The following is a 24,694-nucleotide window of genomic DNA, read 5'->3' as shown; positions in this document are numbered from 1 at the left end:
CTTCTTGGATAAGAATATCCAGATGCTTCAGTTTAGTTTGCTGTTAACCTTTGTAAATATCAGATCTTTATTACAATAAGGTACAATTATTGAAATGGGTTGTATCCATTTAATGCTAATTCATCTTAGGTAAAGACAATAGCGGGTGAAAATGTTGGTATTAAATGAATACAAATTTGCAATATTGTCTATTGGAATACAATAAAACAATGACATTTCTATAGGATAACGTAATATTTTAGAAGATCTTATGTTTTGAAAATCATAATACTTTTGAAGGAGCTTGGGTAGGGAACTTTATGAACCTAACCTGATGAGAACATGAAGGAAACCCTTCCGGATCGTTTGCTTTTTTTTATTATTAGTAGTAACTAACATATAATTATCTGAACAATCGACATAATAATATCAACAATGAGACCTTATTTGATTTTTTTCTTGCCTTTGTTTTTAATAGGCTGTGGAATTACGGAAGAGAATGAACAATTGAAACAGAAAGTAGCAGAGATGCAGGAAGAATTAGAGGCGACGAGACAGGCGGCTACTGCTCTGGATGAAGTAGGAAGTTTATTGGACTCTATAGAGGATAACCGAAAAATAATGATGTTGGACTTGGAAAAAGGCACGAGTTACGAGTCTTACCAAGAGAGAATCCGCAAACTGAATGAGTTTTTGGCAGAGTCGGACGAGAAACTGGCAGATTCTGAAGAGTTAATTGCTAATCTGGGTTCAAATAACAAAAACCTTTCTAATACAGTGAAGCGCTTGACTTCTCAGCTTAAAAAGAGAACAGAAGAAATTCGTGAACTAAATGAGCAAGTAGAGAAATATAGTAAAGAAAACAAGGCGCTGATCAAAACAGTAGACTTGCAAAGCCAGGAGATCAGGGATCAGCAAGTATTGATTGAGCAGAAGAAAGTAGAATTACAATCTTTGGAAGAGCGTGTAGAAAAGATGATGGTGGATGCTAAGAATGCGGAAGCGGACTCTTACTTCAAGCAGGCTTCAGCAATGGAAGAAGCGGCGAAACGTACAAATTTCTTCTCTCCAAAGAAAAAGAAACAAACTTATCAGGAAGCTTTGGATCTTTATAAAAAGTCCTTTGAAGCAGGCAACAAAGAGGCTTATACCAAAATTGAAGAACTAGAAGAACGTTTAAAGTAAAAAGTAACAAGTAAAAGGTAATAGGTAAAAGGTGTGTAACTTACCTATTACCTATTACCTTTTTCAACCATCATTGACAGTTAAAAAACTGTTCAATGATGGTTTTTTTCTTGGAAACAAAAGTCATGGAAAGGCTTTCTCTTTGCAGAAAACCCTTAATTTTGCATTCTGATTTACGTAATAGGTTAAAGTAAGGTCAGCACTTGTTCCTAAAAATTAGAGTATTCTATATCTAATGATATAATGTAGACTTTTTCCTGAAGGGAGGTTTTACGAAAGAACAGTGTTTCTAATAGCAGCAAGGAGGGGTGTTTATTTTTAAGCATAAGCCCTGATAAGGGAAAAGGTAAGAGCTAACAGGTGATAGGTGAATACCTATTATCTATTACCTATTACTTTTTACCTTCTTAAAATGAATAGGAGTTATGAAAAAAGAGGTTGAGTTTGTTGTACCGCCCGAGGTAGCATTCGATGAAGATAATTTTAGGCAGTATGTCATGCAGCGATTAAAGCTGAAGGAGCATGCTGACTTACATATTCGTATGAGTCGCCGTTCTGTTGATGCCAGAACCAAGAAGGTGAAAGTTAACGTAAAGGCAGAAGTTTTCGAGGGAGAGCCACCAGCAGAGTTGATTGCTTATAGAAGGGATTACCCCAACGTAAGTCAAGGCAAGAGAGTGGTGATTGTAGGGGCAGGACCCGCAGGTATGTTTGCCGCTTTACGTCTATTGGAAAAAGGCATTAAACCGATTCTTCTAGAAAGAGGAAAAGATGTTCGTGCGAGACGTCGAGACTTAGCCAATATCAATAAGAAGGATATTGTGAATCCTGATTCTAACTATTGTTTTGGTGAAGGGGGAGCAGGAACGTATTCTGATGGGAAACTCTACACCCGTGCCAAGAAGAGGGGAGATTTTAGAAGAATCATGGAGATTTTAGTGGCACATGGAGCCACATCCAAGATTCTTGTAGATGCACATCCTCATATTGGTACGAACAAACTTCCTAAGGTAGTAGCCGAGATCCGTGAAAGTGTTTTACAAGCAGGAGGAGAAGTACACTTCGATACTCGTGTAGAGGATCTTATTTTGGAAGGAGAGCAGATCAAAGGAGTGGTGACACAGCATGGTGATAAGATAGAGGGAGAGGCAGTGATCTTGGCCACGGGACATTCTGCCCGTGATATATTTGAGTTGCTAAAGGAGAAGGAAGTTTTAATAGAAACGAAACCTTTTGCCTTAGGAGTAAGGGTAGAGCATCCACAACCGATTATTGATAGTATACAATATCATTGTGCCTTGGATAGAGGACCTTATTTGCCAGCAGCATCTTATTCACTGGTGAGTCAGGTAAGGTATAAAGGAACAGAGAAAGGAGTGTTTTCCTTTTGCATGTGTCCAGGTGGTTTTATCGTTCCTTCAGCAACAGCCCCAGGAGAAGTAGTGGTGAATGGTATGTCTCCATCTCGTCGAGATTCAAAGTTTGCCAATTCAGGTATTGTTGTTGCAGTGGATCGGGAAGACTTTGCTCCTTATGTAAAGGAGTATGGAGTGTTGGCCGGAATGGCTTTCCAACGTGAGGTAGAACAGCGTGCTTCTATGATCTCTGGAGGAACACAGCAAGCGCCAGCCCAACGATTACTGGACTTTACACAAGATCGCGTATCGGATAGTTTGAATGAGACGTCTTATCAGCCAGGGTTGATTTCTACGGATATGCGAGAGGTACTACCACCGCAGATTGCCCATCGCTTAAAGTTTGGGTTCCGTTCTTTTGGAAAGAAGATGAAAGGATACCTGACGAACGAAGCACAGATTGTAGGGGTGGAGAGTCGTACCTCTTCTCCGGTTCGTATTCCTCGTGAAAAAGATACGTGTGAGCATCCGCAGATCAAAGGACTGTTCCCTTGCGGAGAAGGAGCAGGATATGCAGGGGGAATCGCCTCTGCGGCAATGGATGGAGAACTTTGTGCGAATATGGCGGCAGCCTTATATTGCAATAAATAGCAGCCCTACTGCCAACTTGCTTTGTTGAATCGTTGAATTTCTCCTTCGGAGAGTTGAATTAAGCTTCGCTCCATTACATGGCGTCTTGATTTGAGATGATTTGTTTTTTGATTGTTTCTCAATTAACTATTCAACTCGAATCAACTCACCGAAGGTGAAATTCAACGAGCGAAGCTCAATTCGAGACGCCGTGTAACGGATTCAACAGAGCGAGTTAGTAGTAAGATGGTTGAATGCACAACTAAATTGAAAATTAATCATTGAAAATTGACCATTATTCACCATGAATATTGCAGATATACGAAAAGATTATTCTCATAAGGAGCTATCGGTAAAGGAGTGTTCAGAGGACCCTATTGAGCAATTTACGACCTGGTTGAATGAGGCAATTAAGTCGGAGGTTAATGAGCCTACTGCGATGACGATATCGTCAGTGTCTCCAGAAGGAAAACCTTCAGCCAGAACGGTTTTACTTAAAGGAGTAGAGGAGGAAGCTTTCGTATTTTATACTAACTACCAAAGTCGAAAGGGAACACACCTGGAGGCTACTCCTTATGCTGCTCTGACGTTTTTCTGGCCTGAGTTGGAGCGACAGGTTAATATTGAGGGAAGGGTAGAACGTGTATCGGAAGAAACTTCAGATGCTTATTTCTCTAGTAGACCTTATAAAAGTAGGGTAGGAGCTTGGGCCTCAGAGCAAAGTTCGGAGATCTCTTCTAAGAATGAGGTGATGAAACGCTTTGCAATGTATGCCGCAAAATATATCACACATGTACCCAGACCACCTCATTGGGGAGGGTTTAGGGTCATACCAAATCGTATAGAGTTTTGGCAGGGACGCCCTAGTCGTTTACATGACCGAGTACTTTATGAGTTAACAGAAGAAGGTGTGTGGATTAGGAAAAGGTTAGCACCTTAAGAACTTTTCTGTTCATTTTTTCAACTTTCATGAATATTATACAAATTAGGCATTGATGTAGTTTACATTTATCCAATATCCAAGGAATATCATTACCACTTGTATTATATAAATACATATCACTGAATTATGGAATCAAAAGCATTTATCGTTGAGGGAGGACACAAACTCAGCGGAGAAATTACTCCACAAGGAGCTAAAAACGAAGCCTTACAGATCTTGTGTGCCGTTCTTTTGACGGAAGAGAAAGTGACTATTCATAATATCCCTAACATCATTGATGTTATGAAGTTGATTGAGATCTTGGGTGATCTAGGGGTGAAAGTCAACAAACTAGATGAGGGATCTTATGAGTTTACTGCCGATGCAGTAGATATTCATTATTTAGAATCGGATGAGTTTGCGCAAAAAGCAGCCAAGCTAAGAGGGTCGATCATGGTGTTGGGACCATTGCTGGCACGCTTTGGTTTTGCCAAAGTACCGAAGCCGGGAGGAGACAAAATCGGTCGTAGAAGATTGGATACTCACTTTTTAGGTTTTACAAAACTAGGGGCTTCATTTAATTATGATGATCGTTCCAGCTTTTATAGTATTGATGCTAAAAACCTAGAAGGTAAATATATCCTATTGGATGAGCCTTCTGTAACGGGTACTGCCAACGTGATTATGGCTGCCGTAATGGCGAAAGGAAAAACAACGATTTACAATGCCGCTTGTGAGCCATACATCAAGCAGCTTTGTCGTATGTTGAACCGCATGGGGGCCAATATTCAAGGAGCTGGTTCCAACCTATTGGAAATTGAAGGAGTAGAACGCTTAGGAGGAACGACGCATACGATGTTACCGGATATGATTGAGATCGGTAGCTTTATCGGTTTGGCAGCAATGACAGGTTCGGAGTTAACGATCAAAGACTGTCGTATCGATGAGTTGGGACAGATTCCTGGTGTATTCCAAAAACTAGGTATTCAAATGGAGTTCCGTGGAGACGATATCTATATCCCTGCTCAGGAGAACTATAAGATGGAACGTTTTATTGATGGCTCTATCCTGAACATCGCGGATGGTCCTTGGCCGATGTTTACTCCAGATTTATTGAGTATCGTTTTGGTGGCCTCTATTAAGGCAAAAGGAACGGTAATGATCCATCAGAAGATGTTTGAAAGCCGCTTGTTCTTTGTCGATAAGCTAATCGATATGGGGGCACAAATCATTTTGTCTGACCCACATAGGGCAACCGTCATTGGCTCGAACAATGAACGTCCATTAAGAGGAATCTCCATGACTTCGCCAGATATCCGTGCAGGGGTAGCCTTGTTGATCGCAGCTTTGTCTGCCGAAGGAAAGAGTACGATCTATAATATTGAGCAAATTGATAGAGGATACCAGTTTATTGACGAGCGTTTGAGAGCTTTGGGCGCTAAGATTGAGCGTGTATAATCTCTCTTTTCAAGATATAAAGAAGGTAAGGGCATCCATTATGGATGCCTTTTTTAATGACTTACCACATCAACGTAACACCCACCTGCAAATTAGGCGTACGCATCAATGCAAATTGTGTTTGAGAAATAATACCTTTCACCTGATCCTGTCGATAGTACTGCTCAATAATATTTTCCTTATTAAAAGTATTCCAAAGGCTGAGGCCTGCATTGCCCGTTACTTTTCCTATCGTAAAAGTATATTTTGCGGAAAGATCCATTCTGCTGTAAGCGGACAGGCGAGCACTGTTAGGGGTGCTGTAGATAATAGTCTCTTCGTTGATCTCTTCTGCGGGAGTATAGGGGAGGCCACTGTGCCAATGAAGACCATAGGCTATTGCCCAAGGATAGTGATTATAACTAATACCCGTTGATGCAATATGACGGAGGTCTACATTATTAGGAAAGAAAGAGGTAGACAAGGCTGGGAACGTATAATTACTTTCACTCAGGGAATAACTGAGCCAGCTTCCAATGGTTTTATATTGGTAGTTAACCAGAACGTCTAGGCCATAGGTATCATACTTTCCTTGGGTATCGGTATAAGTGTATTGATTCAAAAAACCCTGACTTTTACTAAGGATACCATCAATTTTCTTCCAGTATATTTCAGCTGAAAGCAGGACTCCTTTTTTCTTAAAGGTATTTTCTAAAGAGAGTTGTTTTCCTTTTAGTAAGGGAATATTCTCATTGTTAGCCATTACCCATCGCCTTTTTTCAACGCCCAGAAAATCTTGTTGTTGATCAATGAGCTGTAAAATACTTTGACTGCTGGATTCGGCAGTAATAGCTATGGCGTAAAATGGTGTAATCGTTTGTCTTAGACGTAGTCTTGGCTCTAGTGTGAAAGCTTTTGCTTTTTGATAATGATTGCCTCTAACTCCTGCCTGAATATAAGTAGTTTGTCGTCGGTTGTTCCAGGATACATCGCCAAATACAGCCTGATTGACCGTGACATTACGGCTATCAATCAATAAGGAAGGGATATTGATTTTATTAAAACTACGAATACCTACTTCTGACGCTTGATATCCGAACTGTATTTGTAGCAAAGGACTGAACTGATAATCGCCTTTTAGCTGTAGTTGTAGGTCTGTTACTTCGTTTTGTTGTTGTTGCTCTTGTCCATAAGCAATATCATGATTGATTCCCGAAAGTAAGTAAAGTGTTCCTCCCAATCGAAGCTCACTACTCAAGGCTTCATTCCATTGTTTTTGATAAGTAATTCCTGCGGCCTGTTGACGTTGCTGAAGGCTACTCTCTCTGGAGGTAAGAATCTCATTATAGACTCCACTCTCAGCATAGGAAATATCATTTTGAATATGCATGAAGTCAAGATGAATAGCCTCTTTTGCAGTTCGTTGAAAAGAATAATGAAGGTTTATATCATGGAACTGGAAATCCTCTTCAGTGTTGCTGTCTGTGTTCTCATTTGCTTGAAATACATCGGTACCTCTAAATGCTCGCTCGTAGTATTTTTGATAGGTAGGACTTCTCCATAGGTCAGCAATAGATCGTCTTGTGGATAGTTGTAAAGTGTTACGTGAGTTAATAGGGATTTGCATGCCAACCCCTGCAGATAGTAGATTCAGGTGAGCGGAAGTATTAAGTTCAGAGATATGTTTTTCCTTGTTCTTTAGTGATATACTTCCAGAGACTCCTTCTCCCCATGCTGCTGTTCTACCACCTTTTAGGACACTTACTTCTTGAGTGAAGGTTGGATTGAAGGCGGAAATCAATCCAAAGAAATGTCCTGACTGGTACATGCGAAGCCCTTCCCAAAGAATCAGGTTTTGATCATGGGTGCCACCTCGGATATTGAGCCCGGAAACAGTCTCTTGTACACTGTATATCCCAGGTAATACTTGCAAGGAGTGGAGAGCGTCTTTTTCAGCTAGCCCCGGTACCATGTTCATGGCAGGTAGTTGCAGTGTGATATTACCATCCAACTTTTGCTGAATTCCTTTCAGAATATAATCTTCAATAATCACCTCATCCATTGTCAGTGATTTTGGTGAGAGTGCGATATAGCGGCAGCTGTCGGCATCGATAGATACAAGTGGTATACTTAAGGATTGATAACCTGTGTAAGATATAGTTAGCGTATCGGTTATAGAATGGATTGGCCATTGAAAGTAGGCATTCTCATCGGTTAATCCTTGTGTATAGTTGCTCTTTAGACTTGCATACGGAAGTGGTAGGGATGTTTTTCCATCCATAACATAAGCACATATATTACTTGGGAGAGTAACCTGAACACTATATAATTGTTGGTGTATAGGGGTGATCTCTAGAGGATAGGTACTTTCCATATAAGACAAGCACTCCTCCAGAGAGGAAAAGTCTTTGAGTGGGGTTAAGGTAATTGCTTCCACTTTTTCTTCTATATAAGAAAAGCGTACCTCATAAACTTCCGTAATTTCATGAAGGGCTTGCTTCAGTGAAATAGTAGAGTCAGAGGATTGCTGTGCTGCTCCTTGGAAATAAATAAGAAGTAAAAAAAATGTAATAATAAGCGATTTACCAGAAAGCATACTACTTTAATACCACCGTGTTGCGATCAATGATTTTGTATGAAATACCTAAAGGAAGCGTCACACTTTTGAGAGTAGCTTCAAGATTATTGTGTGGGAAGCTACCACTGAAGTGGACACTCGAATCGATAGATTGTGCCTTTATGCTGAGATCATATTGTCGTTCAATTTCCTTTAGAACGTCTTGTAGTGGGGTATTATTGAAGTAACTTTCTCCTTTAGTCCATAAAGGTTCTCCGAATTTCTTGACACTTCCTAGTTTAGTGATTCCTTTATTTACGCTAAAGGTTTTTCCGGCTGGCAGTTCTATATTTTTACCATTATGCTGAACAGCAACCAATCCTTCAAAACAAGATACCTCAAACCAGTTGTCCCTCTCCTTGACATTAAATTCAGTACCCAACACTTCTACACTTCCCAATGAAGTATGGACACGGAAACTACTTCCCTTTTTCACTTTGAAAAAAGCCTCTCCTTCTAGTTGTACATCTCTCTGCTTATCCCACTCACTTTCTTTATAGCTTAGTTGAGATCCCGCATTCAGTCTTACAGAAGAAGCATCAGGGAGTGTGAGTGCTAAAGAATCGCCTGGATGGGCATAATGTGTGGTAGGCAGTTGGTTCATAAAGTAAACTCCTCCAACAAGGAGTAAGGCGATTACCGCTGCAACCTGCCAAAGGCGATAAGAAGGAAAGAACGAAATGGTTCTATTTTTTTGAGGGAGATTATTTTGGATCTTTTCCCACTCTTCTTGAACAGCATAAGGTTGTTTCTTTTGCTGTAAATAATAATAGGAAAGCTTTTGTAGTCGTTCAAAAGCCTCACTCTGTTCAAATGTACTGCGTTCCTCAGACGACATATTGTCATCGAGCCATTTATTGATTTGTTCCTTCTTGTCCATAGTGAAATGACTAGGATAGTATGACGAATAATATTTAGTATAGCTTTTAGGTGTAATTCAGTTGAATCAAGTTGATTTGTTCATTGAAAAAATAACTTTCTTCACTGCTCACTGCCCATATATAAAACCGGAAAGCCTAAGAAATCACTACCTCTTATCTTGAATAAATTAAAAATTCACCAAGATAGTCTTTAAATGTTTGTGTGCTTTGGCGATTCGTTTCTCTACAGCTTTTTGTGAAATACCCAGTAGTTCAGCAATTTCCTTTTGTTTTTTTCCTTCAATACGGAAAAGTAAAAAGGCTTCTCGCTGTTCGGGAGTAAGGCTCGCAATAGCTCCTTCCAACTGTTCCAAATACTCAGTTTCTTCTATCAGGTATTCGGGGGACTCATTGGTGAAGTGCTGTTGAGGTTCATGTTGGTACTTGAGTGCTGTTTTTTTTCGGTCCAGCACGTTGAGCATCTGATTGTTGACCACAGTAAACAGAAAGCCTCTAGCTTTTTCTGGTAAGACCTTATGGCAATTATCCCACAACTTCATAAAGGCTTCTTGTACCAAATCGGCAGGGTTGTCCCTATCTCCATATTTGTAGTACAGAAAATCATGAAGATCTTGTGAATGTTGCTTAAAAAGTTTCTCGAATACAGTACTGTGGCAAACTCCTTGTTCTTGTTCTTTGCGCATAGGAAATTGCATTTTTCTATGAACTAGCAAAAATCATGCATGAACATACTATTCTGAGTTGTCTGCACGTATACTAGGGGTATAATTTTTTAACTCTACAGCCTTATGAAAAAGTATACTCACTAAACTTTTTTTATAAAAAGAAGAAAAAATAGTCGTTTAGGGGGTAGGGATTTCTTTAAGCGGGCGGTTATATGTACAGATTGCCTCCTAAAAAAAGCAATTGGAAAACATCATGTTTAAATACTTTAGTCAATATATCGCCATTCTTTTTCTGTTAGGAATACTGGACTCTTGCATGTCCGAGTTCTATACAGAAGTGCTGCCGGATAAAGAAGAGGTCATTACCTCGGATTCGGAGCTAATTCCTCTATTGCAGCAGATGGCAGAGAATGATGGTAGTGTAGACGATATACTAGACGAGAGTAGTTGCTTGATGATGGTTTTTCCAGTGACGATTACTTTTGAAGAAGAGGATAATCAAGATGGGCAAGAGGAAGACAAGATAGAGCAAGACGTAACGATCTACAGTCTGCAAGAGCTAACGGAGTATCAAGAAATACTAGAAGAGAAAGATTGGGAGTTAACTTATCCATTTGAGGTTGTTTTACCGAACTATAACGTGGTAGAGGTGAAAAATGAAAATGGTTTTTCCGGATTACAAAACACCTGTAATAGGGGGAGAAAACATTGCTTTGATTTTGTATACCCGATCACTGTGTCTAGTTATGCCATTGAGCAGGAACAGTCTGAGGTAACTGTGATAGAGAGCAAAAAGGAACTTTACCTCTTATTGGAAGGACTTTCAGAAGAGGTGTATTTAACATTCAATTATCCTTTGTCTTTAGTACAAGAGGATAAGGAAAATATAGTGGAAGTCAATACGCAAAAAAGTTTGTATGACATTCTTAGAAAGAATAAGTGTGATTAAACAAGTAAATTCATTTAGGGCAAATTAATAAAAGCAACAATGAGAAAATTTTTATCAACAGCAATGGCTGCGGCAGTGGCCGTATTCGGATTTACAGCTTGTGAGAGTAACGAGAGCGGTAAAGCAATCTTTGAAGTAAGAATGACTGATGCACCAGGAGACTACGAGAACGTCTTTATTGATGTACAGTCTATTGAGTATAATTCAGACAGTAATTGGGTGACGATGGAGTCTGCACAACCATCAGTATTCGACGTATTGGAGCTAACAGCTGGAATCGATACACTATTGGGTAGCGAGGAAGTAGATCCAGGGTATATCTCTCAAATCAGATTGATCTTGGGTAATAACAATACTTTGGTAGTCGATGGAGAAACGCACGACTTGAAAGTACCAAGCGGTAGCCAGTCTGGGCTAAAACTTCAAATCAATGAGGAGTTAGTAGCTGGTATCACTTACAGCATCTTGTTGGACTTTGATGTAGAGAAGTCTATCGTAGAAAAAGGAAATGGCAGCTATAGCTTGAAGCCAGTTATCCGTACAATCACGGAGGCGACAAGTGGTGCGATCTCAGGTACTGTTCTTCCTGATTCAGTTTCAGCAATGGCATTTGCTATTCAAGGAGAGGACACTATTGCAAGTGCAGCAACTAACGAAGAGGGAGCATTTATGCTAAGAGGTATTGCTGAAGGATCATACAAAGTAGTAGTAGATGCTGCTGAAGGATTTGAGGTACTAGATACTGCTATGGTAGATGTTGAGATCGGTGTAGTGGCTCCAGCAGGAGACTTTACTGCAGTTGAAGAAGTAGTAGAAGAGTCAGCTGAGTAATCAGCGTAGTATAGTCAATGGAAAATGGAATTTTTTACGATGGATCACAGACGAGAAGGTGATGACTTGTTAAATAAACGTCTGGTGCGAGAACAATTCATTTATCGGCAATAATTTTTTGTAGCCATTTTTCGATTGAACATAAAAAAGGGATGCTTCTAAAGCATCCCTTTTTTGATTAAGCGTCTTTTCTGCTAATTTTTTCTACTCTTCTTTCGTGTCTTCCACCTTCAAATTCTGTATTTAGGAAAGTGTCTACAAAAGAAATAGCATCTTCTACAGAGATAAAACGAGCAGGAAGTGCGATAACATTTGCATTGTTGTGTTGACGGCTAAGTTCAGCAATCTCTTTTCTCCAGCAAAGTGCGGCACGGATGCTTTGGTATTTGTTCGCTACCAACATAACTCCCACTCCACTTCCACAGATGATTACTCCTTTATCAAATTCTCCTTTTTCGATGGCTTGTGCCAAAGGGTGAATGTAATCAGGATAGTCACAAGACTCATCTGTTTCAGGACCGAAGTCTTTTACCTCATGTCCTTTCTCTTTTAGGTAATCAAGAATAACGTTTTTGTATTCAAAGCCGGCGTGGTCGCCACCAATTGCGATTTTCATAACAGTAAAAATTATGGTAGATGATTTGCTGCCGCAAATATCGGTATTTTTTTTCTTAGGTTGAAAGATTGTGCTTTTCCTTTTTCCTTGATCTCGATTTTATACCTAGACTGTTTGTAGTGTTACGTATGTCATGTAATGATACGACCTGCATCGGGTTTGCACTATGTTCTCCATATACCATACACCATATACATATACTGGTCGTAAGCTCCAGCTTACGACCCAAAAGCAATTTGGAGGCTCCAGCCTCCAGTTAATACAGACCGAAAAAATATTAATCAACACGAGGGTGGACCCTCGAAAAAGCGCTGTAAAGTCGTAAGCAGGAGCTTACGACTAGTAAATGCTCTTTCTCAGTGACGTAAGTCGCCTCAACGTTCTACCATTCCCCCAATAGCTTCCCTAACTTCTCTTGTACCACTGTTTGACTTAAACGCTCTTTAGCAACCTGCTGCCCTGCCAAACCAATTTGTTGACTTTGCTCAGGGTGTGTAACCGCATATTCAATAGCTTTGGCAATGGTCTCTGCAGTGGCGCCTGGAGTAACCATATAAGCATTTTGCTGGTCCTTAAGGTAATGGCAGTTTTCCTCTAAAGCGGCACAGAGTACGGGTCTACCTGTGGCTAGGTATTCACTAAGTTTTGTAGAGAAGCCCGTATTGCTCCATCCATCATCTTTGCGGATACCGATCAATAAGTCAGCTTTGGCTAGTTGAGCTTTTAGTTGCTCAAAAGGAACAAAACCTAACATTTTGACTTGTTCCTCTATACCAAGCTCATTGATCAGGGATTGTACGCTTTGCATATATTCCGGATCATTCTTATTGTATCCTATGAGATTGAAGTGAACGATAATACCTTTATTCTTTAATAAACGAACGGCATGAATTACTTCCTCTACCTCATCAAAACCGAAGAACCCTCCTGTATAAACTAATAGTGGATACTCGTTTTGAGGTGTTGTAGAGGTGCAATCCCAAAATGCTGGATCGATGATGGTAGGAATGATGCTGATCGGAACCTTATTTTCCGTTAGTAACGCATATTTATCTCTCAGGTAATGAGAGATGGCGACAATATGGTCTGCATGTGCCGTAAGTTTTCGATCTGCTAGTGATTGGTTAGCATAAATCAGCTGACGCTTCAACCCATTTCCTTTGAGACGTTCATCTTCATAGGAGTGAACAATCTTGATTCCCAATTTTTTTCCTAATCGGGTTAAGGGATAAATCAAGTGGGCCGCAGATTGATTAAACCAAAGGACATCTACTTTTCCTTCCTCATGGAGTTTTTTAATGTGATCCCTAATCTTAAAAACAGCACTAAGTTTCTTTGTGAAAAACTGATAGCCCTTCGGCTTGATGGTACTACCCGTTACATATTGAAAAGGGGCCCCTCCAATTTCTCCTTGTGGTTGCAGCATCTCCGGAGCTACATTTCCCTGACTATGCTCCAGTAAGATATTGACATGGTGGCCCATGTTTTGTAAGGCTGTCACTAGGGTTTTTAATCGGGTGGTGTTTCCTCCTCCTTGGGGTAGATCTGCCGCCGTGATAAAGACAATGTTTAGTGCTTTCATATTTCTGAAGTTGCTTAGCCCCTTGTTTAGGGATGTTGGCCGTAATGTTGTTAGTTAACCTTAAATTTGTAGGCATAAAGGTAGTAAATACAAAATAAAGTGAAATGAAAGCCCTTATAGATTATATTTTTTACCTTTAGCAGTGAGCAGTGAGCAGTGAGCAGTGAGCAGTGAGCAGTGAGCAATACCTAATATTAAAATCATTTTCTATTCATTTTTAATATGAGCCCTCGCGTTAGTCCGGTCTGTAGGACGAGGATCTGTGAAAGAATGGTGTTTCGGGTAGCTATAAGGCTTATTGGATTTTATGAATAAACCCTGTGTGATAGTAATAAATACCGTAAAGCTACTAATCACTAATCACCAGCCACCAATCACTATAAAAAAGAAAATATAGACCATAAATATAGATTAAAAATGAGCGTAGTAATTGTAACAGGAGCCGCAGGCCTAATTGGTAGCGAAGCGGTAGAGTTTTTTGCAGATAAATTTGATCAGGTTATTGGTATTGACAATAACTATAGAGAAGTTCTTTTTGGAGCAGATGCCTCTGTGGAATGGAACAGAATGCGTTTGGAGAATCAGGTTACCAATTATAAGCATTACGCGACGGATATCCGTAATTATGAGGGACTAGAGAAGATCTTTCAGGAATATAGCAGTGATATCAAAATGATCGTACATACCGCCGCTCAACCAAGCCATGACTGGGCTGCAAAGGAACCGTTGACGGACTTTACGATTAATGCCAATGGCACCTTAAACCTATTGGAGTTAACAAGACAATATGCAGAAAAGGCAGTCTTTATCTTTACTTCTACCAATAAAGTATATGGGGATAACCCAAATAAACTGCCTTTGGTAGAGCTGGATACTCGTTGGGAGGTTGCAGAGGATCATATGTACTTTGAGAAGGGTATTCCAGAGACAATGAGTCTGGATGATACGAAGCACTCCTTGTTCGGTGCTTCCAAGGTAGCCGCAGATGTGTTGGCACAAGAATATGGTAAGTACTTTGGAATGAATGTGGGAGTATTCAGAGGTGGTTGCTTGACAGGGCCGAAGCACTCAGGAACACAGCTACACGGTTTCTTATCTTATTTGATGAAGTGTGCGATCACAGGAGATCATTATACCGTATTCGGATATAAAGGAAAGCAAGTAAGGGACAATATTCATAGCTGGGATTTGGTGAATATGTTCTGGCACTTCTATCAGAACCCTATGCAGGGAGAAGCCTATAATGCCGGAGGAAGCCGCCATTCCAATTGCTCTATGCAGGAAGGAATCGCTCTTTGTGAGAAGATCACTGGCAAGAAGATGAACTATACTTATTCGGAGGATAACCGTATTGGAGATCATATGTGGTGGATCAGTGATATTTCCAAGTTCCGTTCGCATTACCCAGATTGGGAATACAAGTATAACTTGGAGGATATTCTAGTACAGATTCACGATAGTATGAGCAATCGCGTATAATCGTAGGGGCGACCCCACGTGGTCGCCCCCACCAGCACAATGCCTAAGTACTAGTCCTAGCGTCCTCGCTAGGACTTTAAACATAATGTGAGCGTCCACGCTCACGCTTATAGAACCTGAGCGTGGACGCTCACATTATGTTTTGGTCTTTGCGAGGACGCAAAGACCAGTGTTTGGCGACTTCACCATGTGCTCGCGCCCTTATGTATGCACATCGTATGGAAGCGCCACTGGCACATCCTATATTTCGATATATTCATATTTCAATCAAATGAAGAAAGTTTTATTGGTTTCCTACTATTGGCCACCGAGTGCTGGGATTGCTGTTTTAAGAACATTGAAACTAGCCAAGTACCTGAGGGAGAATGGCTGGGAGCCTATCGTATATACCGCAGAGAATCCAGACTACCCGGGGATTGATCACTCCAACGATAAAGATATTCCAGAGGGAATTACCGTGATCAAGCAACCGATATTTGAGCCTTATAAGTACTATCGCAAACTGATGGGTAAACAGGATGACGCCAATGTGGTAAATGCCCTGGTTGCCAATGACGATAAAGAAAGCCTATTGCATAAACTTTCTGTTTGGGTAAGAAGTAATTTTTTTATCCCGGATGCCAGAGCTTTTTGGATAGTCAGGTCGGTCAATTATCTTACTAAATACCTGAAAGATAATCCAGTGGATGCGATGTGGGCAATTGGTCCTCCTCATACCAATAATGTGATTGCCTGTGAGTTGAAGAAACGATTAGGGATTCCTTGGTTGGCAGACTTTCAGGACCCCTGGACACAGGTAGATTATTTCGAGAAACTCATCTTAACATCTTGGGCAAATCGTAAACATCATCGCCTGGAACAGGAGGTTTTTGAATACGCCGATCATATTACCATTGTGAGTCATCAATGGAAAAAGGATTTGCAAGCGATAGGAGCCAGGGAGGTGTCGGTAATTCCTTGGGGTTTTGACCATGAAGATTATCAGGAGCTGAATTCTACATTGGATCAAAAGCTCACTTTATTACATACAGGTTTAATAGGGGAAGATCGAAATCCAGCTACCCTGTTGCAAGCAGTGAGAGAACTACTGGATGAGAACGATACTTTTAAGCAATATTTTAGACTGAAGTTGATAGGGGAGGTAGATCTGAGTGTCCGAAAGGTGATTGATGAGCTAGGACTGCAGGATTGGGTCGAAGTACAAGGGAATATTCCAAGACAAGAGGTATTGCAGAAGTGTGCCAATGCACAAGTACTGTTATTGCTGCTTAATCAAGCGAAGAATGCTAGTGGACGTATTCCTGGAAAGTTATTCGAGTACTTAGGAGTTTCCAGACCGATTCTTTGTTTGGGGGATACTACCGGAGATACGGCGAATATCATTCGAGAGGCAGGGGCAGGTGTTACTTTGACTTATGATAATAAGCAAGATATAAAACAAATGCTGCTAAAGTACCTGGAGGACTTTTTGAAAGAGGGTAAAGTGCCTCATGAAACGAATCAGTTGGAGAGTTTGTCTAATCGTTATTTGACGAAGCAGGTAGCAGGTATATTAGATCAGATTAGTGGAGATAAATAGGGATTGTGATGCCGCATCATAGGCGCGGCATCACAATCATTAATCATGTATTTCGACTCCCAAAATTTGCTTTACCTTATTCTTTACCTTTCGCAGAAAGCGCTTTAAACTCTTTTTGTTGGCATATTGGTAAAAAGCTTTAAAATAAGCCCTTCCTTCTTTACTTTCTTTTATCGGAAGAAATTTTACTGAGATAGGGGTTGGAAATTCCTCTATCGCATAGACGTTGTCGTACAATTCACCACTGTTTTCTCCCGTACCATCAAACCCTATATTGCGTACAATAGAGCGGGAGGGCTGTAGGCATAACCCATCTTCCAGAAAAATTGTAGTGAACCATTTGATCGCCCAGGTCTTCATCTTGCCTTCAAGATTCCATTCCAGTTGTTTATGGAACGTAATACTCCCATCCAGGTTAAAACGTTTGAAGCGATTTTCTTTCTTGATTTCTTCCAGTAAGTAAGCAGTATCGAGGTTTAATTTACTCCAGGCATCTTTCCATGTAGCCCATCCCCAACAGGTCATAAATTGTATGAGAAAAGTCTCTTCAGTAGGAAGAAAAGCATCTCTTTTGGGAAAGGCTTGAGGGGTATAGCCCCCAATATGCATGACACGCTCTTCTTTTTCGTAAAGGGTAAGTGCCTCATTCATAAATTCCAGAAAATGGGGCGCTGTGACAATATCATCTTCCAGAACGATGACCCTTCCATATTGATTGACCGTATTCGTAACGCCTTCTACAATGGATTGTGCCAGGCCTTTATTGTGATCTGAGATAATAATCTCTACATTTTTACACCATTGTTGTTCTTGTATGATGGCCCTTGTCTCCAATAAGCTTTGTTCTTGCTCCTTAGTACTTCCCTCCTTTAACCCATCGGCATAGATGTAAAGAGAAGAGTTGTCGGCAAGAGTGTTGGCTTTTAGTGCTTCTAAGGTTTTCCTGGTATGTTCAGGACGATTGTATACAAAAAGTACGATAGGAGCTGGCATATGATTCATTACGGATGATACTTTTTTCGACGGTTGAAATGTTATTAGATGCCTAAACAGTTTTCTTCCCTGTAGAATACACTGGTGCATTTGTTATATACCATTCCCGGAGCAAGTCCCCAAAAATCCAACTGTTTGAAACCTTGTGCTTTCATAAAGGAAAACGCCTCCTGATATTGTGTTCTTTCAGAGTCATCCAAGACCACAACTCCTCTCTCAGAGAGATGCTCTATGGCTGTTTTTACACAGGCAACACGTTTTCGTCCATCCACTATAATGATATCGAAAGCTTGTTGTTGCTCTGCAATGGCTTGTTTAACGTATCGATCTTTCTCTGTTAGTGATTCAAACAATAACGTAACATTGGCGGGCATCTGACTTTCAATCATCGAAAACCAATTCTTGTCATTTTCAACAGCAGTCACTTGCTTACATGCATTGGCATAGTAAATGGTAGAATTGCCACTTCCGTATTCAAAGATTGTCAACTCTTTGTGGAGCCTTTGCTCAATAAAAGCGATAAAGCTGTAAGTGACCCAGGGAATGGCTACAGCATTAGAGGAGATAGGTTTTTGTTCTTGAAAAGACTCGACCCATCCAGTGGTATTGAGATAACTGTTTTTATATAAAAATAAATCACCTCCTGCACTGATCAAATTATAGAATCTACCGCCCTTGTTTTTACCTAAAAAAGTGGTACACAGTTTTTCAATAGCTTTGTTTTTCATATTCACTTATTAATAAAAATACTTATCTATCCTTTTTTCTGATTTAAAAAGAAGCGTATGGTTGGGATAATATCTAATAAGAATAATCCTCTAAGTTGAATTTTTAGTAAGGTACGTGTTTCTGAATAGAGTAAGTTGGCAAATTGTGTCATGATAAGTTGCGTACAGGCAGAAGCAATAGCTGCCCCAAGTAGTCCCCATTTTCGAATAAAAAAGTAATTCAATGAAATATTAATGCTCGCCGCTAGAATAGCCATTACCAAAATAATGCCTTGTTTGTTACGTATGGTTAGGTATGTACCCCGAAATCCACCGTTAAACATAAAGATAATACCTGTAGTAAGAATAATAAGAATAGGGGCGGCATCAGCATAAGCCTCTCCATACAAAGAGTGAACGATAAAATGCGAACTGACGAAGGTGAGAAGTAATCCTCCATAAGCCAGGAAAGTCATGAGATTGACAATACGCTTGTAATTATCAAAAAATAGCGTTTCATCTTTTTTGTAAAAAGCGGTAAGCTTAGGAAAAAAGGTAGAACTCAAAATGGTTAAAATAGACATAGGTACTTCAAAGAGCTTAATCGCTGTGCTATAGACTCCTACCTCTTTTGTAGTTAGCATATTACCCAACATCACTTGATCAATGCGCATATAGACCATATAAGCAAGACCTGAGACCATTAGTGGCCAACTGTGTCTCAACATCATACGACCAATGGTATTGCTATTTTTTAATCTAAAAACAGAGTCAACTTTCCGGTGGAAAATCAATAACAAAAGAAGTCCTGCAATAATTAGTTCACCCACATAAGCCAATACAAAGGCGATTAAAGGTAGTTCGTTAAGAATTAATATCACCTTGATACCAGCAAAGAGGAAAAAAGGAATTCCTTTCGCGATGACGGTATACTTCGATTTTAATTGAGAGTTGTTATAGGCTACAATACTCTCCGTGGCATTGACCACAATAAGGGATGAAGCAATGGCCATAAGCAGGAGTCCTTCCGTATTGTGTTGCATAAAAAGAACCATACTGAGGATGCTGACCAAGGCCAGACATAAGCCACTCCAGAGACGTATTCTTAAAGAGGTACCCAGAATGGTGAGTGTTCTGGAAGGGTGATTAATGATGTCCCGGATAATAATATTATCGAGTCCTAAGGCAGCGATGATACTATAAATACTTGCCAGAGCGAGTGCAAAGTCCCATTTACCGATTTCTTCTGGACCAAGGTATCTTCGAACCCAAGCGTTAATGAGTAAACCAATTATTATACGGGCAACCCGATCAATCATCAGCCAGTTGATATTTGACACAACCTCCATGAGCGTTTGATTTCTCAGAACGGCTCTCAATTTATCCATCCACATACCTCTTGTTTGTTATGGGCGCTTCCAGATTTGGAAATACCCTTCCTCTACTTCCTTTTTTAGACCGGCATTAGAGAGTAGTTCTTCACATCGCTTTGCTTCCTCGTCGGTCATAATGCCGTCAAAATTATGGATTTCAAACATAATCAGATTAATTTGCTCCAAAAATGACTTGTTATTTTCTAAAAAATGAATTTCAGCGCCTTCAATATCCATTAATAGAGTATCAAACTGGATCTGATAGTGTTGTTCTAATTCTTGTATGGTTTTTCCTTTGACCTGAATTTTTTCACCTACCTTTTTTTTGTTGCTACTACTGACAATAGAAGGGTTTACATAAAAGTCATTGAGAGGAGATTCTGAAATAAGACAATGTTCAATGCTGAAGTGAAGGTTGTTTCGGTCTCTATTTTGCTTTAACCAAGGAATTAGGGCAGGGTTTGCTTCTACGACTACATGACGTCGACTATCGTCCAGTAATTTAGAGGCTGTGCAAGAAACTACACCTATGCATCCTCCTAGTTCTAAGACAGAAGCATCTTTTGGTAGGTATCTTTTCAAGTAAAACCGTTCTTCTTTTTCATAATAGCCTAGAGGAAAGTTGCCTCTAAAAGTCCTTGTGGTAAGTTCTTTGGGAATGTGGAAGGTGCAGTTTTCTGTTTTATACTCTTTTGTGAATTGATCAAAATACCAACCAGCAATTTCTATCTTTGCTTTGACGTAGGTAAGATTAATGCTCTGTAGTAGAGATTTCATAAATCAGATGTACAGTTAAGTGAAAAAAATATTTGTTGGAGTTTTCTCATCAAGATTATAAAAAAAAATCCTTTTACAATAATTTACCCGGAAAATATACGCCTTTAGCACTCGTTAGGGACTATTCCTTTGGAAAAGTTTAACCTCAAGCGAGTATTATAGCGTATAGTGATCAATAGGACGTTTGATTCTTTTATCTATGAATATTTTACATATAAATACCGCTGATCAGGGAGGAGGAGCAGAGCAATTTGCCTTGGATATGCTTAAGCAATCTTCTGGAAAAGATGCATTGTTTGTTAAAAAGAAAAAAGGAAACGTCCCAGGGGTTTTTCTTTTAAAAAGGACATTTTTGAGCAAGCTATTGGAGGGAGTGGATAGTGTGCTGAAAAAGTTTTTTAATCATACATTATTTACTGATTTGGGCGTACTATATCCGGTACATGGCACCTACCAATTCCTTAAAAATACCCCGCAATATCAGGAAGCAGATATAATCTTTCTCCACAATATTCATAGTGATTATTTTGACCTGGATGCCCTTGTCGCAATTGGCAGGGAGAAAGAAGTTGTTTGGGTCTTGCATGATATGTGGGTTGTTACTGGGGGTGAGGTCTATACCTTGGATAGTGAGCAATATAAGACAGGGGATGCTAAAACCCTTTACAAGCACCTTTTCGCCTGTCAAAATCCTTTGGTCGATCGCCGTCAAAAGTATATGGAGCGAAAGAAGGAAGTTTTTCAGGAAGTACAGGAGAAGTTAACTTTCATTCCTGTCTCCAACTGGTTGAAAGATTGCTTGCTAAGTGCTTACACCATCCCTGATCGGGCAAAAATTCATGTCATCCAAAATGGAATAGATACTAATGTGTTTCGAAATAAGAAGCATCGGGATTGGGAGATACCTCGCATTCTTTTTTTCAATAGCAGTAATCCCTATAAGGGGGCAGAGTTATTCAGTTCTTTGGCTGCACAGATAGAGGGAAGTTTTGAGCTTTTTGTGATCGGTGCCCCAGTAGAAGGAGTGGAGAAACAACAAGTGTTTGACCCTATTCGTGATCGGGATGCATTAAATGATTTTTATAATCAGGTAGATATCATGGTATTTCCGTCTATTGCTGAAAACTTTAGTTTAATGGTACTGGAAGCGATGGCAGCGGGAGTATTGGTAGTGGGGAATCATATTGGAGGAATCGTAGAGCAATTGTCTGATGATAGAGGGGTGACTTTTCAAGGAAGGGAAGACTTAAAACATCAGTTAGAAGAACTATTGCAGCGTCCTTTGGAGGACATTCGTCGACAGGCTACCGAAGCTTCTGAATATGTACAACAGCATTGGAGTGAGGAAAAGATGAGGGAAGCGTATTTAAAGCTTTTGTCATAGGTAGTGAGCAACTGTTTGAACAAACTCTGAATGCTTTTTAAACTCTTTACCCTGTGATGTTCCAAATATTTCTTCATATTTGATAACTTTAGCGTTTGTTTAGAATACTGATTAGAGGGATTTTCTTTCTGAATCAGTATTCCAAACAAGCTCTTAGACGGCGACTTTTTATTGAATAAACTGATACTGAAAAAAAGATGAAGCGTTTTAACTGGCAAGCAAGCTTGCCTTATATTCTGGCGATACCCATTTTTTATCTAATCACCATGGTCTATTTCCAGACAGAGTTATTGGAAGGAAATAGGCTACCCCAAGGAGATATCCTGCAGTTTCAAGGGATGAAGCACTTGTCGGAGCAGTACACGGAGAGCCACGATGGAGAGGCACCTCTTTGGAATGTAGCGATGTTTGGTGGTTTTCCAGAATACCTGATAGCTAGCTTTGAGGACGGCCCTTTGAGATGGGTAGAAACCCTGACAAGAGGATTTATTGATGGGGATACCACAGCAAGTGTTTTTTTCCGTTGCATGTTATTGTTTTGGGTAACGCTTCTTTGTTTCAGAGTGAATCCTTACCTGGCCATTATAGGGGGGATAGCCTTTGCCTTTAATACCTTTTATGTGGTGAGCACCGAGGCAGGGCATATGACCAAGATGTGGGCGATCGCTTATGCAGGGCCTGTATTGGGAGGAATGGCATTGATCCGCCAACGTAAGTTTGGGTTGGGCTTTGCTGTGTTCGCTTTGGCGGTAGCGATGGAGCTCCGTGCCAATCACCTTCAGATTACCTATTACCTGATCTTTGCTTGTGTAGTATATACCGTGAGTATCTTGGCAGAAGCGATCAAGGAAAAGGACTTCGGGTTTATTACAAAAGCGGCTGGCGTATTACTGTTAGGGGCTGTGCTGGCGGGTGCTACCCAAACGGTAAGGTTATGGACATTATTGGAATATACACCTTATTCTACAAGGGGAGAGATGGAGCTGACTCCACTGACAGAAGGAGAAGGACAAGCAGAAGAAGGACTGAGTAAAGAGTATGCATTTTCATGGAGTCAAGGCAAAGCGGAGACGTTGACCTTGTTTGTACCTAATTTATATGGAGGAGCGAGTTATGAAGAACCAAAAAGAGGTGGTGCCTTTGAGCAAGCCTTGAGTCGGGTGACAGGTAATCCTCAGCAAGCAGCACAGATTGTAAGTAGAGAAGGATTCCGTGTCCCTACTTATCATGGAGATCAACCGTTTACCGCAGGACCAATTTATATGGGAGCGGTGATTTTCTTCTTGTTTATTCTAGGGCTGGTAATGCTGGATAACAAGCAAAGAGTATGGATGACTGTCGCGATTGTTTTATTACTGATGTTCTCATGGGGACGTAACTTGCAGTGGTTTAATTATCTTCTATTCGATTACTTTCCGGGATTCAATAAGTTCAGGTCAGTATCTATGGCACAGGGATTGGCAACATTGCTGATGTCCTTGATGGGCTATATGGGATTGCAGAAACTATTGGAGGAGAAAGGAGAGGAGCGTATTAAAAAGCTCTTTACGGCAGCTGGCATAGCTGCAGGGATGGCATTATTAGTAATGGTGACCGTCGGTATGATGGATATGTCAGCACAAACACCTGACGGTATGAATAAGGACATGAGTATGGTGGGACGTATGTTTGGGATTAAGGATGCCAATGTGGTGAAGACACTGGTCAAAGGACTGGAACAAGAACGTGTAGAGATGGCCAGAAGTAGTGCGATGCGTTCCTTGGTATTGGTGCTGTTGGCAGCTGGGTTGATCTGGGCAGTGCTCAAGCAGAAAGTATCCAAGCAAGTGGGCCTATTGATTATTGGACTAGTACTGGTAGGAGATGTTTGGTTAGTGGCTAAAAATTACCTGAATGACACGAAGTACCTGGATGCAGGGGATAAGCAATTGTCAATTACGAAAACGGAAGCGGATAAACGTATTCTGCAAGATGAGTCTTACTATCGTGTGATGACGTTGGGAAATACTTTCCAGGAGGCAAGAACTTCTTATTTCCATAAGTCGATCGGAGGTTACTTTGCGGCTAAAATGCGTCGCTACCAGGATATGATTGAGCGTCAGTTTGTACAGGAGCAACAGGTATTTATTGCTTCTCTGCAATCAGGGCAACCGGATTTCTCTACCTTGAAGACAATCAATATGCTGAATACAAAGTATATCAAGTTTGGAGATAAGGCAGAGCAGGTATTGGTCAATCCAGAGGCTCTGGGAAATGCTTGGTTTGTAAATAATGTGATTACTGTGAATACGGCAGATGACGAGATGACTTATTTGGGACAAATTGACCCTGAAAATACAGCGATTATTAATACCGATCAGTTTGAGTTGTCCAAAGAGGACTATGCTGCTGATAGTACAGCAACAGCCACTCTTCAGTCTTTTGATAATCGTCACATTGAATATCAAACAAGCTCTACTAAAGATGGCTTGGTAGTGTTCTCAGAAGTATATTATCCAAAAGGTTGGGTTGCTAAAATTGACGGTAAGGAAGTGGATGTATTAAGAGCTAATTACATTCTTAGAGCATTGGAAGTACCAGCCGGAACGCATACGATTACATTTGACTTTGAACCTACATCTTATGTGGTAGGGTCAACAATTACTTTATCGGCATCTTATTTGATGTTTGCTTTGGCATTATTAGCGATAGGTTGGAGTGTTTATAGCTTCAAGAAATCGGAGGAGGAAGCGGTAGAAGTAGTAGGATAGATT

19 protein-coding genes are annotated in these 24,694 nt (G+C 40.3%); 10 read left to right on the top strand and 9 right to left on the bottom strand.

What is annotated here, in order from left to right; genetic code table 11:
• Window positions 1-414: 414 nt before the first annotated feature.
• The 4 genes from ABD985_RS18835 (at window position 415) to murA (ending at window position 5,529) form a co-directional block, all read left to right on the top strand.
• The gene (locus ABD985_RS18835; RefSeq protein WP_345374482.1) at window positions 415-1,164 is read left to right on the top strand and encodes a coiled-coil domain-containing protein; all 750 of its coding nucleotides are present in this window, start codon (window positions 415-417) and stop codon (window positions 1,162-1,164) included.
• 425 nt (window positions 1,165-1,589) lie between these two features.
• On the top strand, window positions 1,590-3,170 hold the full coding sequence (locus tag ABD985_RS18830; RefSeq protein WP_345374480.1) for an NAD(P)/FAD-dependent oxidoreductase: 1,581 nt from the start codon (window positions 1,590-1,592) through the stop codon (window positions 3,168-3,170).
• A 283-nt stretch (window positions 3,171-3,453) separates the two neighbouring features.
• Window positions 3,454-4,089: a pyridoxamine 5'-phosphate oxidase gene (pdxH, locus tag ABD985_RS18825; protein ID WP_345374478.1), complete on the top strand. Its 636-nt coding sequence runs from the start codon at window positions 3,454-3,456 to the stop codon at window positions 4,087-4,089.
• 129 nt (window positions 4,090-4,218) lie between these two features.
• Window positions 4,219-5,529: a UDP-N-acetylglucosamine 1-carboxyvinyltransferase gene (gene murA, locus ABD985_RS18820; RefSeq protein WP_345374476.1), complete on the top strand. Its 1,311-nt coding sequence runs from the start codon at window positions 4,219-4,221 to the stop codon at window positions 5,527-5,529.
• 61 nt (window positions 5,530-5,590) lie between these two features.
• Here the strand turns inward: murA and ABD985_RS18815 are convergent, their stop codons facing one another.
• The 3 genes from ABD985_RS18815 to ABD985_RS18805 form a co-directional block, all read right to left on the bottom strand.
• The gene (locus tag ABD985_RS18815; protein WP_345374474.1) at window positions 5,591-8,104 is read right to left on the bottom strand and encodes a TonB-dependent receptor; all 2,514 of its coding nucleotides are present in this window, start codon (window positions 8,102-8,104) and stop codon (window positions 5,591-5,593) included.
• A gap of 1 nt (window position 8,105) precedes the next feature.
• Window positions 8,106-9,005: a FecR family protein gene (locus ABD985_RS18810; RefSeq protein WP_345374472.1), complete on the bottom strand. Its 900-nt coding sequence runs from the start codon at window positions 9,003-9,005 to the stop codon at window positions 8,106-8,108.
• 168 nt (window positions 9,006-9,173) lie between these two features.
• Window positions 9,174-9,689 carry an RNA polymerase sigma factor gene (locus ABD985_RS18805; RefSeq protein WP_345374470.1) on the bottom strand — a complete coding sequence of 172 codons (516 nt, stop codon included), beginning with the start codon at window positions 9,687-9,689 and terminating at the stop codon, window positions 9,174-9,176.
• Between the two features lie 235 nt (window positions 9,690-9,924).
• Between ABD985_RS18805 and ABD985_RS18800 the strand changes: the two genes are divergently transcribed.
• Window positions 9,925-10,620 carry a hypothetical protein gene (locus tag ABD985_RS18800; protein WP_345374468.1) on the top strand — a complete coding sequence of 232 codons (696 nt, stop codon included), beginning with the start codon at window positions 9,925-9,927 and terminating at the stop codon, window positions 10,618-10,620.
• 39 nt (window positions 10,621-10,659) lie between these two features.
• Entirely contained in the window at window positions 10,660-11,451 is a 792-nt protein-coding gene (locus ABD985_RS18795) for a DUF4382 domain-containing protein (RefSeq protein WP_345374466.1), read from the top strand.
• A gap of 178 nt (window positions 11,452-11,629) precedes the next feature.
• Here ABD985_RS18795 and rpiB read toward each other — a convergent pair whose 3' ends face one another.
• Both rpiB and ABD985_RS18785 read right to left on the bottom strand, forming a co-directional pair.
• Complete coding sequence (gene rpiB / locus ABD985_RS18790) at window positions 11,630-12,067, bottom strand: ribose 5-phosphate isomerase B (protein ID WP_345374464.1); 438 nt, start codon at window positions 12,065-12,067, stop codon at window positions 11,630-11,632.
• A gap of 382 nt (window positions 12,068-12,449) precedes the next feature.
• Window positions 12,450-13,649: a glycosyltransferase family 4 protein gene (locus ABD985_RS18785; RefSeq protein WP_345374462.1), complete on the bottom strand. Its 1,200-nt coding sequence runs from the start codon at window positions 13,647-13,649 to the stop codon at window positions 12,450-12,452.
• Window positions 13,650-14,066: 417 nt separating this feature from the next.
• On the opposite strand from ABD985_RS18785, the gene ABD985_RS18780 reads away from it, so the two are divergent.
• Window positions 14,067-15,128, top strand: coding sequence for an NAD-dependent epimerase/dehydratase family protein (locus tag ABD985_RS18780; RefSeq protein WP_345374460.1), 1,062 nt, complete (start codon window positions 14,067-14,069; stop codon window positions 15,126-15,128).
• Window positions 15,129-15,399: 271 nt separating this feature from the next.
• A complete protein-coding gene (locus tag ABD985_RS18775; protein WP_345374459.1) occupies window positions 15,400-16,707 on the top strand; it encodes a glycosyltransferase family 4 protein in 1,308 nt (435 codons plus the stop codon).
• Window positions 16,708-16,746: 39 nt separating this feature from the next.
• Here ABD985_RS18775 and ABD985_RS18770 read toward each other — a convergent pair whose 3' ends face one another.
• Genes ABD985_RS18770 through ABD985_RS18755 form a run of 4 tightly spaced genes read right to left on the bottom strand, consistent with a single transcriptional unit; the run spans window position 16,747 to window position 20,557 of the window.
• Window positions 16,747-17,709: a glycosyltransferase family A protein gene (locus ABD985_RS18770; RefSeq protein ID WP_345374457.1), complete on the bottom strand. Its 963-nt coding sequence runs from the start codon at window positions 17,707-17,709 to the stop codon at window positions 16,747-16,749.
• 35 nt (window positions 17,710-17,744) lie between these two features.
• Entirely contained in the window at window positions 17,745-18,428 is a 684-nt protein-coding gene (locus ABD985_RS18765) for a class I SAM-dependent methyltransferase (protein WP_345374456.1), read from the bottom strand.
• Between the two features lie 26 nt (window positions 18,429-18,454).
• Window positions 18,455-19,795: a flippase gene (locus ABD985_RS18760; protein WP_345374454.1), complete on the bottom strand. Its 1,341-nt coding sequence runs from the start codon at window positions 19,793-19,795 to the stop codon at window positions 18,455-18,457.
• 18 nt (window positions 19,796-19,813) lie between these two features.
• Window positions 19,814-20,557 (bottom strand): FkbM family methyltransferase, encoded by a 744-nt coding sequence (locus tag ABD985_RS18755; protein ID WP_345374453.1) that lies wholly within the window; start codon window positions 20,555-20,557, stop codon window positions 19,814-19,816.
• A 199-nt stretch (window positions 20,558-20,756) separates the two neighbouring features.
• Here ABD985_RS18755 and ABD985_RS18750 point away from each other — a divergent pair, with 199 nt between their 5' ends.
• Both ABD985_RS18750 and ABD985_RS18745 read left to right on the top strand, forming a co-directional pair.
• Window positions 20,757-21,941: a glycosyltransferase gene (locus tag ABD985_RS18750; protein WP_345374451.1), complete on the top strand. Its 1,185-nt coding sequence runs from the start codon at window positions 20,757-20,759 to the stop codon at window positions 21,939-21,941.
• 197 nt (window positions 21,942-22,138) lie between these two features.
• Window positions 22,139-24,691 (top strand): YfhO family protein, encoded by a 2,553-nt coding sequence (locus tag ABD985_RS18745; protein WP_345374450.1) that lies wholly within the window; start codon window positions 22,139-22,141, stop codon window positions 24,689-24,691.
• Window positions 24,692-24,694: the final 3 nt, after the last annotated feature.

The sequence above is a fragment of the Algivirga pacifica genome (assembly GCF_039543525.1).
In the GTDB taxonomy this organism is placed as follows: Bacteria; Bacteroidota; Bacteroidia; order Cytophagales; family Flammeovirgaceae; genus Algivirga; species Algivirga pacifica.
The sequence above is the reverse complement of the archived record's forward strand: the minus strand, read 5'-3'. Positions and strand labels throughout refer to the sequence as shown.

Coding starts and splice junctions, on each gene's coding strand:
- ABD985_RS18835 (WP_345374482.1), top strand. CDS start 415: ATGAGACCTTATTTGATTTTTTTCTTGCCTTTGTTTTTAATAGGCTGT.
- ABD985_RS18830 (WP_345374480.1), top strand. CDS start 1,590: ATGAAAAAAGAGGTTGAGTTTGTTGTACCGCCCGAGGTAGCATTCGAT.
- pdxH (WP_345374478.1), top strand. CDS start 3,454: ATGAATATTGCAGATATACGAAAAGATTATTCTCATAAGGAGCTATCG.
- murA (WP_345374476.1), top strand. CDS start 4,219: ATGGAATCAAAAGCATTTATCGTTGAGGGAGGACACAAACTCAGCGGA.
- ABD985_RS18815 (WP_345374474.1), bottom strand. CDS start 8,104: ATGCTTTCTGGTAAATCGCTTATTATTACATTTTTTTTACTTCTTATT.
- ABD985_RS18810 (WP_345374472.1), bottom strand. CDS start 9,005: ATGGACAAGAAGGAACAAATCAATAAATGGCTCGATGACAATATGTCG.
- ABD985_RS18805 (WP_345374470.1), bottom strand. CDS start 9,689: ATGCGCAAAGAACAAGAACAAGGAGTTTGCCACAGTACTGTATTCGAG.
- ABD985_RS18800 (WP_345374468.1), top strand. CDS start 9,925: ATGTTTAAATACTTTAGTCAATATATCGCCATTCTTTTTCTGTTAGGA.
- ABD985_RS18795 (WP_345374466.1), top strand. CDS start 10,660: ATGAGAAAATTTTTATCAACAGCAATGGCTGCGGCAGTGGCCGTATTC.
- rpiB (WP_345374464.1), bottom strand. CDS start 12,067: ATGAAAATCGCAATTGGTGGCGACCACGCCGGCTTTGAATACAAAAAC.
- ABD985_RS18785 (WP_345374462.1), bottom strand. CDS start 13,649: ATGAAAGCACTAAACATTGTCTTTATCACGGCGGCAGATCTACCCCAA.
- ABD985_RS18780 (WP_345374460.1), top strand. CDS start 14,067: ATGAGCGTAGTAATTGTAACAGGAGCCGCAGGCCTAATTGGTAGCGAA.
- ABD985_RS18775 (WP_345374459.1), top strand. CDS start 15,400: ATGAAGAAAGTTTTATTGGTTTCCTACTATTGGCCACCGAGTGCTGGG.
- ABD985_RS18770 (WP_345374457.1), bottom strand. CDS start 17,709: ATGAATCATATGCCAGCTCCTATCGTACTTTTTGTATACAATCGTCCT.
- ABD985_RS18765 (WP_345374456.1), bottom strand. CDS start 18,428: ATGAAAAACAAAGCTATTGAAAAACTGTGTACCACTTTTTTAGGTAAA.
- ABD985_RS18760 (WP_345374454.1), bottom strand. CDS start 19,795: ATGGATAAATTGAGAGCCGTTCTGAGAAATCAAACGCTCATGGAGGTT.
- ABD985_RS18755 (WP_345374453.1), bottom strand. CDS start 20,557: ATGAAATCTCTACTACAGAGCATTAATCTTACCTACGTCAAAGCAAAG.
- ABD985_RS18750 (WP_345374451.1), top strand. CDS start 20,757: ATGAATATTTTACATATAAATACCGCTGATCAGGGAGGAGGAGCAGAG.
- ABD985_RS18745 (WP_345374450.1), top strand. CDS start 22,139: ATGAAGCGTTTTAACTGGCAAGCAAGCTTGCCTTATATTCTGGCGATA.